Origin of the sequence: Gordonia effusa NBRC 100432 (genome assembly GCF_000241305.1) — a bacterium.
Classification (GTDB): domain Bacteria; phylum Actinomycetota; class Actinomycetes; order Mycobacteriales; family Mycobacteriaceae; genus Gordonia; species Gordonia effusa.
The window spans coordinates 1-15,950 of the sequence record NZ_BAEH01000040.1; the positions used below are offsets into that span (position 1 = coordinate 1).

At 63.2% G+C, this 15,950-nt stretch carries 16 protein-coding genes; 10 read left to right on the forward strand and 6 right to left on the reverse strand.

The window, feature by feature from the left end; genetic code table 11:
* Together GOEFS_RS06850 and GOEFS_RS06855 are read right to left on the reverse strand one after the other, a co-directional pair.
* Window positions 1-1,696 (reverse strand): HAD-IC family P-type ATPase (locus GOEFS_RS06850; protein WP_007317168.1); only part of this gene is annotated, 1,696 nt, incomplete at its 3' end.
* Window positions 1,693-2,850, reverse strand: coding sequence for an MBL fold metallo-hydrolase (locus tag GOEFS_RS06855; RefSeq protein ID WP_007317169.1), 1,158 nt, complete (start codon window positions 2,848-2,850; stop codon window positions 1,693-1,695). The genes GOEFS_RS06855 and GOEFS_RS06850, both read right to left, overlap by 4 nt.
* Window positions 2,851-2,987: 137 nt before the next feature.
* Between GOEFS_RS06855 and GOEFS_RS06860 the strand changes: the two genes are divergently transcribed.
* The 3 genes from GOEFS_RS06860 to GOEFS_RS06870 are packed head-to-tail and all read left to right on the forward strand — an operon-like array spanning window position 2,988 to window position 6,194.
* Complete coding sequence (locus tag GOEFS_RS06860; protein WP_007317170.1) at window positions 2,988-3,608, forward strand: TetR/AcrR family transcriptional regulator; 621 nt, start codon at window positions 2,988-2,990, stop codon at window positions 3,606-3,608.
* On the forward strand, window positions 3,592-4,863 hold the full coding sequence (locus GOEFS_RS06865; protein WP_007317171.1) for an alanine racemase: 1,272 nt from the start codon (window positions 3,592-3,594) through the stop codon (window positions 4,861-4,863). Before GOEFS_RS06860 ends, GOEFS_RS06865 begins: the two co-directional genes overlap by 17 nt.
* The gene (locus GOEFS_RS06870) at window positions 4,860-6,194 is read left to right on the forward strand and encodes a D-arabinono-1,4-lactone oxidase (protein WP_007317172.1); all 1,335 of its coding nucleotides are present in this window, start codon (window positions 4,860-4,862) and stop codon (window positions 6,192-6,194) included. Before GOEFS_RS06865 ends, GOEFS_RS06870 begins: the two co-directional genes overlap by 4 nt.
* Window positions 6,195-6,528: 334 nt before the next feature.
* Here the strand turns inward: GOEFS_RS06870 and GOEFS_RS06875 are convergent, their stop codons facing one another.
* Window positions 6,529-7,260 (reverse strand): enoyl-CoA hydratase, encoded by a 732-nt coding sequence (locus tag GOEFS_RS06875; RefSeq protein ID WP_007317173.1) that lies wholly within the window; start codon window positions 7,258-7,260, stop codon window positions 6,529-6,531.
* A gap of 45 nt (window positions 7,261-7,305) precedes the next feature.
* Here GOEFS_RS06875 and GOEFS_RS06880 point away from each other — a divergent pair, with 45 nt between their 5' ends.
* The 6 genes from GOEFS_RS06880 (at window position 7,306) to GOEFS_RS06905 (ending at window position 12,444) form a co-directional block, all read left to right on the forward strand.
* Entirely contained in the window at window positions 7,306-8,484 is a 1,179-nt protein-coding gene (locus GOEFS_RS06880; protein ID WP_007317174.1) for an FAD-dependent oxidoreductase, read from the forward strand.
* Between the two features lie 474 nt (window positions 8,485-8,958).
* A complete protein-coding gene (locus GOEFS_RS06885) occupies window positions 8,959-9,273 on the forward strand; it encodes a helix-turn-helix transcriptional regulator (RefSeq protein WP_007317175.1) in 315 nt (104 codons plus the stop codon).
* Complete coding sequence (locus GOEFS_RS06890; RefSeq protein ID WP_007317176.1) at window positions 9,270-9,869, forward strand: hypothetical protein; 600 nt, start codon at window positions 9,270-9,272, stop codon at window positions 9,867-9,869. The genes GOEFS_RS06885 and GOEFS_RS06890 overlap by 4 nt, the downstream gene beginning before the upstream one ends.
* Complete coding sequence (locus tag GOEFS_RS06895) at window positions 9,866-10,765, forward strand: ABC transporter ATP-binding protein (RefSeq protein ID WP_007317177.1); 900 nt, start codon at window positions 9,866-9,868, stop codon at window positions 10,763-10,765. The genes GOEFS_RS06890 and GOEFS_RS06895 overlap by 4 nt, the downstream gene beginning before the upstream one ends.
* Window positions 10,762-11,943 carry an ABC transporter permease gene (locus tag GOEFS_RS06900; protein WP_007317178.1) on the forward strand — a complete coding sequence of 394 codons (1,182 nt, stop codon included), beginning with the start codon at window positions 10,762-10,764 and terminating at the stop codon, window positions 11,941-11,943. Before GOEFS_RS06895 ends, GOEFS_RS06900 begins: the two co-directional genes overlap by 4 nt.
* Window positions 11,944-12,063: 120 nt before the next feature.
* Window positions 12,064-12,444 (forward strand): hypothetical protein, encoded by a 381-nt coding sequence (locus GOEFS_RS06905; RefSeq protein ID WP_007317179.1) that lies wholly within the window; start codon window positions 12,064-12,066, stop codon window positions 12,442-12,444.
* A 75-nt stretch (window positions 12,445-12,519) separates the two neighbouring features.
* On the opposite strand, the gene GOEFS_RS06910 is transcribed toward GOEFS_RS06905, so the two are convergent.
* The 3 genes from GOEFS_RS06910 to GOEFS_RS06920 all read right to left on the reverse strand — a co-directional run bounded on the left by GOEFS_RS06910 (window position 12,520) and on the right by GOEFS_RS06920 (window position 15,180).
* Window positions 12,520-13,410 carry an endonuclease domain-containing protein gene (locus GOEFS_RS06910; RefSeq protein WP_007317180.1) on the reverse strand — a complete coding sequence of 297 codons (891 nt, stop codon included), beginning with the start codon at window positions 13,408-13,410 and terminating at the stop codon, window positions 12,520-12,522.
* Window positions 13,411-13,491: 81 nt separating this feature from the next.
* Window positions 13,492-13,857 (reverse strand): FKBP-type peptidyl-prolyl cis-trans isomerase, encoded by a 366-nt coding sequence (locus GOEFS_RS06915; protein ID WP_007317181.1) that lies wholly within the window; start codon window positions 13,855-13,857, stop codon window positions 13,492-13,494.
* Window positions 13,858-15,180, reverse strand: coding sequence for a citrate synthase (locus tag GOEFS_RS06920; RefSeq protein ID WP_007317182.1), 1,323 nt, complete (start codon window positions 15,178-15,180; stop codon window positions 13,858-13,860). It abuts the gene before it with no gap.
* A gap of 159 nt (window positions 15,181-15,339) precedes the next feature.
* Here GOEFS_RS06920 and GOEFS_RS06925 point away from each other — a divergent pair.
* On the forward strand, window positions 15,340-15,950 hold a 611-nt coding region (locus GOEFS_RS06925), incomplete at its 3' end, for a 5-oxoprolinase subunit B family protein (protein ID WP_007317183.1).

A 15,950-nucleotide genomic window follows, 5' to 3' on the forward strand; every position in this document is an offset into this window, starting at 1 on the left:
TGTCGGCGTCCTTGAGTGCCAACACATCGTTGACGCCGTCCCCGGTCATCGCGACAGTGTTCTCACGCGACTGCAGCGCCTTAACCATGGCGCGTTTCTGGTCGGGCCGTACCCGCCCGAAAGTAACGCCGCCCTCGACCGCGTCAGCGAGTTCGCTTTGGTCACTGGGCAATTCGCGAGCATCCACCGAGGTGTCGACGTTGCCCAGGCCAAGCGACTCGGCCACCGCGCCGACCGACCGGGCATTGTCACCGGAGATCACCTTGACGTCGACGTGCTGTGACGCGAAGTAGCCCAGCGTCTCGCGGGCATCGGATCGCACACGTTGCTCCAGTACCACCAGACCGGCCGGCTCAAGCGTCCCGGGGACCGTCGAGTCGCCTGCCGGCTCGGCATCGACCGGCCGATCCGTGCTTGCGAGAAGCAGAACACGCAAGCCCGATTCGCCGATTCGTGTTGCCTTGCGGGCGGTTTCACTGTCCGGGTCGAGCAGGACGTCGGGCGCACCGATCAGCCAGTTACCGGTATCGCTACCGGACTCATCGTCGCGAAACGACATGCCGCTCCACTTCTTGGCGGAGGTGAAGGGCATAACCGCGGTGGTCGACCAACGCGGTGCCGACGGGTACGCCTCGGCGACCGCCGCGATACTCGCATTGGGCCGTGGATCGTGAGCGGCCAAGGCTGCCAACACATCTCGTAGCCGGTCATCAGGCGCGTCGTCACCTGTCGCGGAAACCAGTTCCGAGAGTCGCATACCATTCTCGGTCAGCGTTCCAGTCTTATCCGCACATACGACGTTGACCCGTGCCAGACCTTCGATCGCGGGCAGCTCGTTGACCAGACATTGCCGCTGGCCCAGGCGAACCACACCGACGGCGAACGCGATCGACGTCATCAGGACCAGGCCCTCGGGAACCATCGGCACCAAGGCCGCGACCATGCCGAGAATCGAATCCTTCCAACCACTCTTACTGATGAACAGTTGGTTGATGATCGTCAGGATGCCGGCCGGAATGAGCAGCCAGGTAATGACTTTCAGGATCTGGTTGATGCCGCTGCGCAGCTCCGAGGCCACCAGGGTGAACTTGGACGCCTCGGCGGCGAGCTGTGCGGCATACGCGTCGGCGCCGACTTTGGTGGCGCGATAGGCACCGATTCCGGAGACCACGAAACTGCCGGAGAGGATCTGATCCCCCGGTGCCTTGTCGACAGCGTCGGCCTCGCCGGTCAGCAGCGATTCGTCGACGTCGAGCGCGCCCGCCTCGACGGTCTCGCCGTCGACGACGACTTGATCACCGGGGCCGATCTCGATGATGTCGTCCAGCACGATCTCGTCGGGCGCTACTTCGACGGCCACGCCGTCACGACGTACGGTAGGGCGGGTCTGCCCGACGATGGCGAGTTTGTCCAGGGTCTGCTTGGCGCGGATCTCCTGAATGATGCCGATCGCGCTGTTCGCGACGATCAGCAATCCAAAGAGGCCGTTAATCAACGATCCGGTGACCGCGACCAACGCGAACAGGATGCCCAGAATCGCATTGATGCGAGTAAAGATGTTGGCGCGCACGATATCCGACACCGAACGCCCCGAACGGTCCGGCAGGGAATTCACCTGACCGGCCGAAACCCGTTGCGCCACTTCGGCCGAAGTCAGCCCCGGATTGGCAGTCTCGACCAGAACGTTTTCACTCATGCCGAATGCTCCCACCAGTCGGGGCGAACCGTACCCGAACCGGTGCGGCTGATCAGGTCGATGTCGGCGCCGGGTGCGGGTGTCACGACGGTCGCCGAATGTGTTGCCGCACTGGTCAATACGCGGGCCATCGGATCACCCCACTTATGCCGGGCGAGATTGAAGGTGCCCCAGTGGATCGGGAGTAAAACCGCGTCGGAACCCAGGTCGCTGGTCAACATGCGGTGAATCTGAACTGCCTCTTCGGGATTGACGTGAATATCGGGCCACAGAACGTCGTAGGCGCCAATCGCGATGAGCGTCAGATGGAACGGCCCCAGACGTGCCCCGACGTCGGCGTACCGGTCGGTAAAGCCGGTATCTCCGGAGAAGAAGACCCGATGCGTCTTGCCCGCGATCGCCCAACTGACCCATTGGGTGAGGTTGCGCTGCAACCCCCGGCCGGAAAAATGACGGGCCGGCGTCGCGGTAAATGTCAGCGTCCCGCCGGCGGCCGCCACCTGGATCTCGCCGTGCCAGTCGGTCTGACGGATCTGCTCGGCGGGAATTCCCCAGCTCAACAGATGGGCGCCGACGCCAATCGGTGCGACGAAGATGGCGTCGGGCTGAACTCGGGACAATTCGATGACACTACTCATGTCGAGGTGGTCGTAATGGTCGTGGCTGATCAGCACGACGTCGAGTTGTGGCAGGTCCGCGATCGAGCATGGCATCGGGTGCATCCGCCCCGGTCCGACCAGTTGCGACGGCGAACATCGTCGGGAAAAGACCGGGTCGGTCAAGACGCGGGAACCGTCGATCTCGACAAGCGCGGTCGCGTGCCCGAGCCAGGTCACCGCGAGGTCGCGAGCCTCTTCGGTGAAGTCGGGCTTGGTCACCATAATGGGCCGACGAGGCCGTCCCGGACGGCGGATCATGTCGCCCACCGCGCCGGCTGGATTGCCGTTTATCGGAGCCGGCGGTTCGAGGTTGGCGAACCGACCGTCGCGGAGAAATTCCGACCCCGCGATATGCGGCGCGATGTCGGCCGCGGAGGCGCCGACAGCGCGCGCTGGGGCCACACCGCGCGCGGCCAGACCGTCGGTCAAGGTGGTCGCCGCACGGGCACCGAGAGCTGCCGCTTGCCCCAAATTAGATGTACTCACGTGGACCACAATAATCGTGCCGAACGAGGGTCACCGTTAGCCGCCGCGCGTGGCGACCCCGGGATAGGATTTATCACGGACCGATCACGGGTCGATTCCGATAATCAATCGGCGTTAGCCGTACCAGCAGAGGAGATCCACGACAGATGACCAGGATGTCGGTGGAGGACCGCCGGTCCGCGCTCGTCAACGCGGCTTATCGGGTTATTGCCGACCTTGGCGTCGAAGGTGCGACCACTCGACGCATCTGCGCCCAAGCGGGTATGCCGTTGGCAAGTTTTCACTATGCCTTCGAAAGTCGGACCGCGTTGCTTCGTGCGGTCATCGACACCGCGGTCCCCAGCGACCTCGGCGCGGTTCTCGACGCCATCTCGCCGGCTACCAATCCGCAGGGCGAGGGTATTGAACACCTGCGCAGCAATATGTACGAAAATCTCAACACCTTCTATGAGATGTTGCGCGCCGACCCGGGCCGTATGCAAGCCACGATCTCACTGGGCATCTATGCGCATAACCACCCCGAGCTAGACGACGCCGGCAAGGTTATGTACGAGCGGTTGTACGCGATCGCCGGCGACGGACTGCGGGTTGGCGCCGCGCGCGCGAATGTCGAATTCGATGTGCCAGTAAGCGATTTGGCGCCGCTATTGATCGCGACGACGAACGCGATCACGCTCACCTACCTCAGCACCGCCGACGACAAGGTGGTCCGTCAGCTGATCACCGCCGTCATCAATGTAATGATTGAGCATGCCCAACCCCTCTGAAGCGCCCAACCCCTCTGACGAGCTCTGGCAATCAGACCCCGAAACATACTGGCGAGGCATCGATGCGGCGGCCCGTGCCGCGCGGCTCGACTCGCCCGCGTTGATCATCGATCGCGGTGCACTCGAGCACAACATCGCCGACCTTCGACGTCGTGCCGGCGGGGTTCCGATCCGCGTCGCGAGTAAGTCGCTGCGGGTGCGCTCGGTTATCGGCGATATTCTCGGTCGCGAGGGCTTTGCCGGAGTGTTGGCCTACTCGGTTGACGAAGCACGTTGGCTGGCAACCGAACTCGAACTTCCCGACGTCCTGATGGGCTACCCGACGACGTCGCGCGGCGCGATCGGCCGATTACTCGCCGACGACGTGGCGCGCGAACGCGTGACCCTCCTGGTGGACTCCACCGAGCACCTGGACCTCATCGATTCCGTCACTCCGCCCGGGCAGCGCGGCACGGTTCGGATCGCCATCGACCTCGACGCATCGCTGCGATTGGCTTTCGGTCTCGTCCATATCGGCGTGCGGCGATCCCCGGTACACCGGCCGACCGATGCCGAAGCGTTGGCGCGCGCGATCGTCGAACGGCCGGGGTTCGCGTTGGTTGGTGTGATGTCGTACGAGGCACAGGTCGCCGGTGTCGGAAATCAAGTGGTAGGAGCGCGATTGAAGAATCGCGTCGTGAGCGCGATGCAGGATCGCTCGATGGCCGAGTTACGCACACGGCGCGGCGCGGCGGTTGAAGCGATCTCGCGTCACGCCAAGCTGGAGTTCGTCAACGCCGGCGGCACCGGATCACTGGAAGCAACCGCCCGAGATTCATCGGTCACCGACATCGCGGCGGGTAGTGGTTTCTTCGGCGGGCACCTTTTCGACAATTACGCTCACTTTCGGCCCGCTCCCGCAATGGCATTCGGCCTCGACGTCGTGCGACGGCCGACCCCCAATATCATCACGTGTCTGGGCGGCGGCTGGATAGCGTCCGGACCGGCCGCACCCGATAGACTGCCTAAACCGGCATGGCCACAAGGACTTTCCTATCTCGGCACCGAAGCCGCCGGTGAAGTCCAGACACCCCTGCGCGGCGAGGCCGCTCATGGCCGCAACGTCGGCGACCGAGTATGGTTTCGCCATACCAAGTCTGGCGAGGCCGCCGAACATGTCAACGAAGTCGCCGTCATCGATCGCGACGCCGACGGCGGGCCACGTGTCGTCGACGTTGTGCCGACCTACCGGGGTGAAGGGAAAAGCTTCCTGTGAGTACTCATGAGCAAGCACAGGCGACGCCGGGCAGCCGGTGGCGCAATTGGGGTGGTACGGAAACCGCGGACCCGGTGTCGGTGCGTCAGCCGAGGTCGGAAAGTGAAGTGGCCGAACTGATTTCCGACGCGCGGGAGCACGGTTTGACCGTGAAGGCGGTCGGCGCTGGCCACAGCTTCTCTGGCATCGCGGTCGCGCCGGGCGTCCAGGTGAATTTAGAAAATCTGCGCGGCGTACGGAAGGTCGATGCGGCTAGCGGCCGAGTTACCGTCGGCGCGGGGACCCACCTCTACGAAATGCCCGATCTTCTTGCGCCGCATGGGTTAGCGATGCCCAATCTCGGCGACATCGACAAGCAGACGCTGGCTGGAGCGACATCGACCGGAACGCACGGCACCGGCGTGGGTTTCGGTGGGATCTCTACCCAAATCGTCGGCGCGACACTGGTCGACGGAACCGGCACGGTACGCCAGGTCGACGAATCCGACCCCGACCTCAAAGCGGTGGCGCTGGGACTGGGTGCGCTGGGCATCGTGACCGAGCTGACGCTGCAATGCGTGCCGGCCTTCACGTTGACCGCGGTCGAGAACCCCGGGCAGATCGACGAGGTGCTGGAGTCGTTCGGCGACAATGTCGCCCAGTACGACCACTACGAGTTCTTCTGGTTCCCGCACACGACGTGCGCTCTGACCAAGACGAATACACGTGGCCCGGTGGACAAGCCGGCGTCGGGGCCGGGGAAGGTGCGTCGCTATATCGACGACGAATTGTTGAGCAACAGTCTGCTTGGACTCATGTGCGGAATCGGCGCGCGCTGGCCCAAGGCGGTTCCGACTTTCAATAACATTGCGGGACGGGCACTTTCACCGCGAACCGTCACCGACGTGTCGACCACGGTGTTCGCCTCCGAGCGCAAGGTGCGTTTCCGCGAGACGGAGTACGCGATTCCACTGGAAGCGGTCCCGGACGCGGTTCGCGAGGTGCGGTCGATGATCGAGCGGCGCGGCTATCGAGTTAGTTTCCCGATCGAGGTACGCGCGGCGGCCGCTGACGATCTGATGCTGTCGACGGCATCGGGCCGGGCGAGCGGATACATTGCCGCGCACCGGTATTCGGGTGATGACGCCACAGACTCGCAGAAGTACTTCGCCGACTTCGAGGCGATAATGGCCGCCCACGAAGGTCGGCCGCATTGGGGCAAGATGCACACCCGCGACGCGGACTACCTGCGGTCGGCATACCCGAAATTCGAGGACTTCCTGCGGGTGAGGGACCGGCTCGACCCGAACCGAGTGTTCAAGAACCCCTACCTGGATCAGGTGCTGGGGTAGGGCGACTACCCTCCGATGGTCGAGTGCTGATGAACGAGCCTGCGAGGTCATCAGCGTATCGAGACCCCCGCCAGCCGAACGACCAACTCAGCCACAAGCCCTGGGCAACTTCAGTTTTCGGCTCACCCGGTCTCGATACACCGGCGAGCTCGCAAGCTCGCACGACGGCACTCGACCAGCCAGGGGGGCGACAACCTCCGACTCGACCAACCAGGGCGGCGACAACCTCCGACTCGACCAACCAGGGGGGCGACAATCTCCGATGGTCGAGTGCCCGGCGAGGCGCCAGCCGAGCCGGGTGTATCGAGACCCCCGCCGGCCAAACGACCGATCTCTACCGTCCCTTGTAGACCGGCACTCGTTTCTCCGCCCGTGCTGCGCGACCCTCGGCCAAATCCTCACTCTGCCAAGCTTTCATCATCGCGTCGACGCGATCTTGCGGCGCGACGTCACGCGCACCGTCGCCGTTGAGCACCAGCTTGTAATGCTGCAGTGTCAGCGGAGCCAGCGATGCGATGGTGCTCGCCCAGTGCTGGGCATCGGCGAGGTCGCCGATGCGGTTGGCGAAGCCGAGCGCGTGGGCCCGGTCGGCCGACAGCGGGTCGCAACCGATCAGCATGCCGCGCGCCTGTCCCGCGCCCACTAGCGACACCAGACGCCGGATGGTCCACTCGTCAACAGCCACACCGATTCTCGCGGCCGGGATGCCCGCGAGCGCGTCGGGCGCCATCACGCGGAGGTCGGCGGCCATCGCCAACTGTAGTCCCGCACCCAGCGCGGACCCGTTCAAGGCCGCGATGACGGGGACCGGCGTCGACTCGATCTGCTGCAACGTCGCGACCAACTTTTCCAAGAAGGCCGGGTCATATACCGCGCCGGAAAGGTCGGCACCGGCGCTGAAGACGCTGCCCCGCCCGGTGAGGACGATCGCCCGCGTGCCATCGCTGGCGGCGGCGGCAAATGCGTCGGACAGTTGCGCCACCATCTCCTCGTCGAGAGCATTGCGCTTGGCTTCTCGAGCGAGTTCGATCGTGGTCACCGAATCAGTAGTTGAGCTGAAAATCATGGGCAATAACCTACCGTGCTGCGGGGCATGCCACAGTGAATAGCTGTGACCGCTGATGCAGTAACTGACATCGACCCCGGCGAGGCACCGCGCTCGCACTCCGATGTGCTCGTCATCGGTGGTGGTCAAGCGGGATTGTCTGGTGCGTACTACCTGGAGCACTTCGGGCTGAGTGGGCGTTACCAATTACTCGATGCCGCACCTCGTCCGGGCGGGGCGTGGCAGTTTCGCTGGCCGACACTGACGCTCGCGGGTACCAACCGAGTGCACGACCTGCCCGGTTTCGGCATGGTGGAAGCCCTTGGCGAAGACGAGGTCCACGACGGTTTGGTGCGTGCGTCGAGCGCGGTGCCGAGGTACTACGAACTATATGAAGCGAGGTTCGGGCTCAGGGTCCACCGCCCGTATCGGGTGCGGTCAGTACGACGGTCGGCCGACGGGTCCCTGTTCGTGACCCAACTTGCCGCAGCAAACACGGCAGCGAGAAATGTGGGCGATGATTTCCAGATCACCTCGAAAACACTAATCAATGCGACGGGTACGTGGGAACGACCTTTCGTTCCGCATGTGCCTGGCATTGAGGAGTTCGGCGGGCGACAACTACATACCCACGACTACGTCGGACCGTCGGAATTCGCCGGGAAACGAGTACTCGTAGTCGGGGCGGGCATCTCCGCGGTCCAGCTGCTTATCGAGATCACCCGCAATGCTCCTGGGGCGCAGACGTTTTGGACGTCGCGAACCGAGCCAACTTTCGGGCCGGCCGACTTCAGCCCCGATCGAGGTCGGGAAGCCGTTGCACGCGTGGAGAAACGGGTGCGGGCGGGCTTGCCGCCGACGTCGGTGGTGTCGGTAACCGGTTTGCCGCTCACGCCCGCGATCGCGGCCGCCCGCGACGACGGCATCCTGTCGGGCTGGCGACCGATGTTCGGTCGTATCACCCCAACCGGTGTGGCCTGGGATTGTGGACCACTGGCGGGCGAGACACTCGACGTCGATGTGATCTTCTGGAATACCGGCTTTCGCAGCTCACTCGACCATCTGTCGCCGCTGCGACTGCGCGGTCCGGGCGGCGGGATCGTGATGACCGGACGGCTGGCCACGACCGTCGCCGACGATCCGCGAATCCAGTTGATCGGCTACGGCCCGTCGGCGTCCACGATCGGCGCGAACCGAGCCGGCCGTGCGGCCGCGCAAAATGTGGCGAAATTGCTGACGGAGTAAAGGGGACAGACTGCCGATGTCCGACGCCGAACCTGTTGCGACACAACCGATGTCGCCTCACGACGTCGTCTCGCCGGGTCTCGATACACGCGCGTCTCGCTGCGCTCGCCGAGCGCACTCGACCAACCAAAATTTGCCGCTGACTAGGAGAATGAACGACGTCACGCAGAGAAAATCGACCAACCATATTCGCCGATGGTCGCCAAGTGCCGATGGTCGAGTGCTGATGAACGAGCTTGCGAGATCATCAGTGTATCGAGACCTCCGCCGGCCGAAATACCAACTCACCCAAAACTTCTCGACGACCGCATATCCCTACCCCACAGCTAAATCGCCGTACACGACAATTATTGACTCGAACCCCGAGAAATCTGGTGGGTAGTCCGGACAGCCCGCGCACCCGACCATCGGGTGCCGAGCATCCACAAATCCTCTTTCTTGACATTTTGTTGTGTTTTTACAACACTATGTCATGTGAGTCCTGTCAGACGTGGGGATAAGCTCCCAATCTTCAACCGCATCGCCGTGTTGCGTGCCGAGCGGTCGATGTCGCGTGCCCAGCTCGCCGAACTGGTCGACATCAATATGCAGTCGGTCGGCGCGCTCGAACGCGGCGACAACTACCCCAGTCTCGACTTGGCCTTCCGAATTTGTGCGGTGTTCTCACTGCCCGTCGAGGCAGTGTTCAGCCGTGTTCCGTTCGGCGCGATGTCGACCGAACTCTACGGGCGTGCCGACGAGTCAACCGCCGCCCAGCGATCCGACCATTCGAAAGGCGCCTCGCAATGACGACCGACCCGCACTCACCGCTCCCCGAAGCGGCAACACCCAGGCTCTGGCGCCGCTATGAAGCATGGCGCACTCGCATGCACGACACCTTTGTTCGCAAGAATGGTCACCGCCTACCGACGTGGCATAACCGCCGCGGCGCCCGGCGAGCCGCACGACTGCTGATCCTCAACCTCCTTCTCATCCTGATCAGCTCAGTAGTCGCCTACTTCTCGTGGTGGTTCTCCATCCCGTTTGTCATTGGCATCGTGGGTTGTATCGCCTGGCAGTACGTGCTGCGCATCGTGTCCGGCTCGATCGCGGACACTCCCGCGCCAGCGCTAGACGAGTTTCAGCTCGCCAAGCGAAATGCCGCTCGCTCAATAAGTTTCGGCATTCTCGTTGGCCTGATGTTCGTGCCGTACTTCATCCTCATTCTCTTGTCGAGCTGGCACGACGACGGCGTGCCGTCCCAATATGTCTACGGCGCGGCTATCACCCAGGTCGCACTCCTATTAACCGGAACCATGATCCCCACGCTGCTGACCGCCTGGTGGACATCGGACCCCGACCCAGAAGACTTCGACTCAACCGATTTCGAAAGTGAGCCACGATGAACCACTCCCTCCACGTTCGCAATCTCGCGAAACGCTACGGCGATCTCGTTGCCCTCCAAGATGTTTCGTTCTCAGTCGCTCCCGGCGAGATCTTCGGATTCGTCGGCAGCAACGGTGCCGGCAAGTCGACGACGATGCGGATTATTCTCGGCGTCCTCGCCGCCGACTCAGGCACTGTCGCGATCGACGACGCTCCGATCGACTTCTCCACCCGCCGCCACATCGGATATATGCCGGAGGAACGCGGCCTCTACCCCAAGATGAAAGTCGGCCACCAACTCTCCTATCTCGCACGGCTACATGGCTTTTCACCCGCCGACGCCGCCGCGAGTGTTGCCCGCTGGACCGAGCGGCTAGGCATCGCCGAGCGCGTCAACGACGACGTCGGCGACCTCTCCCTAGGCAACCAACAGCGGGTGCAACTGGCCGCCGCGCTAGTGCACGATCCCGACGTCCTCGTCCTCGACGAGCCCTTCTCCGGTCTCGACCCCGTCGCCGTCGACGTTATGAGCGACGTCCTGCGCGAGAAGGCGAATACCGGTGCGCCGGTATTGTTCTCATCTCATCAACTCGACCTGGTACAACAGCTCTGCGACCGCGTGGGAGTGATCGTCAAGGGCACCATGCGTGCGGTGGGCACTGTCGACGACCTGCGGTCGGGGCATGGCGCCGTTCTCGAAGTTGTCGGTCCCCCGACGACTCTCGCCTGGGCCACCGGCCTGCGTGGTGTAGTCGACGTCGCCCATGTCGGTGCCATGACGCGCCTGACATTGGATCAATCGGTCGCCGACGATCAAGAGATCTTGCACGCGGCACTGGCGACGGGCCCGGTGCACCAGTTCCGAACCAGCAAACCAACACTGACTGAAATCTTCCGAGAGGTGGTCTCCGCATGAACGCCCGCTCCGCGATTTGGCTTGTGGCACAACGCGAAATAGTCACCCGCGCAAAGACACGCTCGTTCTTGATTACCACCGCGCTGATGATGATCGTTATCGTCGTGGGCGCGATAGTCCTGGCCGTGGTCACCGGCGGCGACGAGGAGAAACAACGTGTCGGCATCACCGGCGCAGACACAGCGACGATCATCGAAACACTACCCAGCGTCGGTGATCAACTTGGCGTGCCGATCGAAGTTGTCCGCGTCGACGACGCGGCGCGGGCACGCAGCCAGGTAGCCGATGGCGGCCTCGACGCCGCCATCATCGCCACGTCTCCCAAAAGCTTTGTGGCGGTGAGCAAGAACAAGATCGACGCCCAACTTGACGGGGCGATCCGCAGCACCATCGACTCGGTCAGCATGACTACCGCACTCGCCGCACGCGGCGTCGATGCGAAATCCCTGCCAACGATCACCGTCACCGCCGAACAAACGACACCTCGTAAACCCGATGCCGATCAGCGCATTGCCATCGCACTAATCGGCACTATCCTGTTGATGATCGCGATCATGACCGGCGGCACGATGGTGGCCGTCGGCGTCGTCGAGGAGAAGACCTCGCGTGTCGTCGAAATTCTGCTCGCCACGATCAAGCCACTGCATCTGCTGTGGGGGAAAATCCTGGGCATTGGAGCGATTGCGCTAGCCCAGGTATTGATCCTGGGCGCAACGGCGGTGATCGCCGGCAAAGCTACCGGTCTGCTGACGCTGCCGGGTTTGGTCGGCGGGGTTTTCGCGGCCGTCCTCATCTGGTTCATTCTCGGATTCCTGTTCTTCGCAACGCTCTACGCCGCAACCGGAGCGCTTGTATCCCGACAGGAGGAACTCAATTCGAGCTCGGCCCCATTAACGATCCTCGCAGTGGCGGTCGTCTACTCCGCGACCTTCGGCATCAACGCACTGGACTCGACCTTCATTCAGACGCTGAGCTGGATTCCGCCGTTCAGTGCCGCGTTGATGCCGATGCGAATCGCAACCGGCGATACGAACAGCTTCCAAATCGTTGGGACGCTGGTGTTGATGATCATTGCCTGCGCGGTGGCCGCGTGGACCGCCGCCAAGATCTATCAACGGTCGATCTTGCGGACCGGTTCGCGGGTGAAATGGGTCGAAGCGCTGACGTCGCGCGGTTAGCCACCCTGGCGGCGACCTCGACAACGTCGGGTGGCAGGATTAGCTCACCGATACGGTGTGATGTAGGCAATACTCGATGCATCACGTGGCATAAACCACCGGTTAGTGAGGATCCTCCCAATGCGCAAGTTGATGATCTGCGGCGCCGCCGCTGCCGCCGCCGTCGTTGCCGGCACCACGGTCGGCGCGGCGAGTGCACCGGCAGCCACCAAAGGCGACGTGATCAGTTTCAGCGTGGCATCGGCAACGTCCTGGGGCACGATCTCGTACTACAACGGCGTCAACCTCTTGCGCCAACAGCACGACTTCAAATTGACCGAGAAAGGGCCGGACGGCCTCTACCGCCGCACGATAACGTTCCCCAGCTCGGTACCCCGGCAGATACTGGGTCTGCGGATGCAGAGCGAAGGCACCACGGCGCGATGCCAGATCTCGGTGAACGGCAAGGTGCACAGCCGCGGCGTCGCACACGGATTCCGTCCGTCGGCGTTGTGCAGCTAGGAGAATACAGCTGAAAATGTCCCCCTCACGGGAGCAGACGGCGATATAGCGCCTGCTCCCGTGCGGGGGACAGTTTCAGTCGATCAATCCGGGGAAGTCTTGTGGCCGTCGAATGCGATGACGCTCACTCGAGGTGAAATCGGCGATATCGGCCAGCACGTCGTCCCACCGGTGCATGACGTCGAAGTAGTCCACCCGCATCGTCACCCAGCCTCGCCCGACGGTCTTGCGGTCGCGGCGAAGGTCCCCCCGTCGCGCCTCACCGCCGTGGTAAGCCTCGCTATCGCATTCGATGATCAATCGCCCGATCCGTAGGTCACTTCGCTGAGAACGCCCAATACGCGGTTGCACATGAACGCGATATCCGGCGGCGCGGAGCCGCACCCGCACGATCGATTCCGTCCCGGTCTCCGACCGCGAGTCGCACCGGGACATCATCGTGCGCACGGTCTGCGACACTGTTCCCATCGCGGCCTGCAGATCCGGGATCGTAAGCGGCGTATTGTGTAACACGCTGTCGCACATCGCAATCCAGCAGTCCTCCGCCACACATCGAGCCGCGCAACTCAGTGCGACGGGGATTTCGTCGACGGCGTGCGCGGTCGGCAAGGGCCGGCCCGCACCCTGACAGAGCTTTACCCGGCACCGCGACCGCACCCTCGACTTGCCGCCCTTCGACAGCCGCACGTGGACCGTGTCGCCGGGCGGTACCCACAGCGCCGGAATTCCGTGGTTCTGGACGAACTTCAGTGCCGACACGCAGCTCAGTACTCCACCCGCACGCACCGCCGACAACACGGCCGGATCTGCCGCCGACGTCGAGTACCAGCCTCTGCGTTCGTGGGTGAGATCGGCCTTTCGGATGTCACTATCGGAGTAGCCGAGCCCTTTGAGATCCCGAGTCGTGTGAACTCCGCAGATGTCGCACATCTGAGTTGGACGCGGCCGGCGCCCGAACGGTTCCATACAACTGAAAATGTCCCCCTCCCGGGAGCAAACGGCGATATAGCGCCTGCTCCCGGGAGGGGGACAGTTTCAGTGAAGAACCTAGTTGGTGCCGAGCAAATCGATGACGAACACCAGCGTCTTGCCCGACAGCCGGTGGCCCGCACCGGCTGGGCCGTATGCCAGCTCCGGCGGCACGGTGAGCCGACGACGACCGCCGACCTTCATGCCGGGAATCCCCTCCTGCCAGCCGGGAATGAGCCGGTCGAGCGGGAAGTTCGCGGACTGGCCGCGATCCCAAGACGAATCGAATTCCTCGCCCGTCTCGTATTCGACGCCGACGTAGTGCACGTCCACGACGCCGCCGCGCTGGGCCTCGGCGCCGTCACCCTCGATGAGGTCGACGACCTGCAACTCGGCGGGTGCCGGGCCTTCGGGGAATTCGACTTCAGGCTTCTCGTTAGTCATTTAGCGGTCTCCCATCACGACAAAGTCGCGTTCGGTGTAGCCGGTGTAGAGCTGACGCGGACGGCCGATCTTGGTCGTCGGGTCATTGTGCATTTCGCGCCAGTGCGCGATCCAACCGGGCAGGCGGCCGAGCGCGAATAGCACGGTAAACATGCGCGTCGGGAAGCCCATCGCCCGGTAGATGACGCCGGTGTAGAAGTCGACGTTGGGGTACAGCTTGCGCTCGATGAAGTAATCATCGTGCAGCGCAACCTCTTCCAGCCCCTTGGCGATGTCGAGCAGGTCGTCCTGCACACCGAGCGACGCCAGGATTTGGTCGGCGGTCTTCTTGACGATGGCCGCGCGCGGGTCGTAGTTCTTGTAGACCCGGTGTCCGAAGCCCATCAGCTTCACGCCGTCTTCTTTGTTCTTGACCTTGTTCATAAAGGCCTTGGTGTCGCCACCGGATGCCTTGATCTCGTCGAGCATTTCCAGCACCGCCTGGTTGGCGCCACCGTGCAGCGGACCCCAGAGAGCGTTGATGCCGCCGGAGATCGACGTGAACAGGTTGGCCTGGCTCGATCCGACGAGTCGGACCGTCGACGTCGAACAGTTCTGTTCGTGGTCGGCGTGCAAGATGAACAGCATGTCCAGGGCCTTGGCTACCTCGGGGTTCACCTCATAGGGCTCCGCGGGGAAACCGAAGGTCATCCGGAGGAAATTCTCCACCAGATTGAAGGAGTTGTCCGGGTAGAGGAACGGCTGACCGACCGACTTCTTGTACGCGTAGGCCGCGATGGTCGGAAGCTTGGCGAGCAGGCGAATGGTCGACAGCTCGACCTGCTCGGGCACCTTGGGATCAAGCGAATCCTGGTAGTAGGCCGACAGCGCGTTCACCGCACTCGACAACACCGGCATCGGATGAGCGTTCCGCGGGAAACCATCGAAGAACCGCTTCAGATCCTCATGCAGCAGGGTGTGCCGCTGGATCCGTTCGGTGAAGTCGTCGAGCTCCGACTGCGACGGCAGTTCACCGTAAATCAGCAGGTAGCTGACCTCGATGAAGGTCGATCGCTCGGCGAGCTGATCGATCGGGATGCCGCGGTATCGCAGGATACCGGCATCGCCGTCGATATAGGTGATGGCCGACTTTGTCGCCGCGGTGTTGACGAATCCGCCATCGAAGGTCGTCAGACCCGTCTTCGCCAGCAGATTGCCCAGCGCGATCGAATCACTACCTTCGGTGGCTTCCAGAATCGGCAGTTCCAGCTGTCCACCGGGGTAGGTGAACGTCGCGGAGGTACTGTCGGACGTCTGGTCGGCTGGGACTGTTTCAGCAGACACACGAACCCCTTTACTCAGGTGAGAGTTGCAAGGTACAAAGTAGCCGTTAACCGGATTCACTGCGGAGACAGGGTCGCCGGTGTAACCTCCGCGTAATAGACGCGGCCGCTTGACCTGGAGTTACTCGATTCCCGAGCTACCGGTTAGTAGGTTAAGAGCGTGCGTGAGCGCCCCGCCGGTCTCGACGCGGTCCTTCTTGATTTCACCGGCCAGCCCACTCCACTCGACGCCGTGACCGCGGCCGCCGATGCGATTACCCATGCCGTCTCCGCCGGCCTGCTGCCCGACGTCACCGATGTTGTTCCCACCTCGTCGACACTGCTTGTGCAGGCCAGCGCACCAATCGACGCCCTCGGCATCCGGCGGGCGCTACGCGCCGCGACGACAACTGATGACGAACCCAGCGCGAGGTCGAGTATTGAGATCCCGGTGCACTACGACGGTGCCGACCTCGACGAGATCGCCGCGCTCCTGCGCCTCTCACGACAAGGTGTGATCGACGCACATGCGTCGACGCGATGGCGGGTCGCGTTCATGGGTTTCGCACCCGGATTCGGCTATCTGGTACCCGACGGCGACAACCCATTGTGCGCGTTGTCTCGCCGTGACGAGTCTCGCGCACGGGTCGCCGCCGGTTCGGTCGCGGTCGCCGCGGGCTACAGCGCGGTCTACCCGACGGACAGCCCAGGTGGGTGGTATCTGTTGGGACGTACCGACTTTGAGCTGTGGGATGTCACCCGCACTCCCCCGGCCCGGCTGGCTCCCGGCAC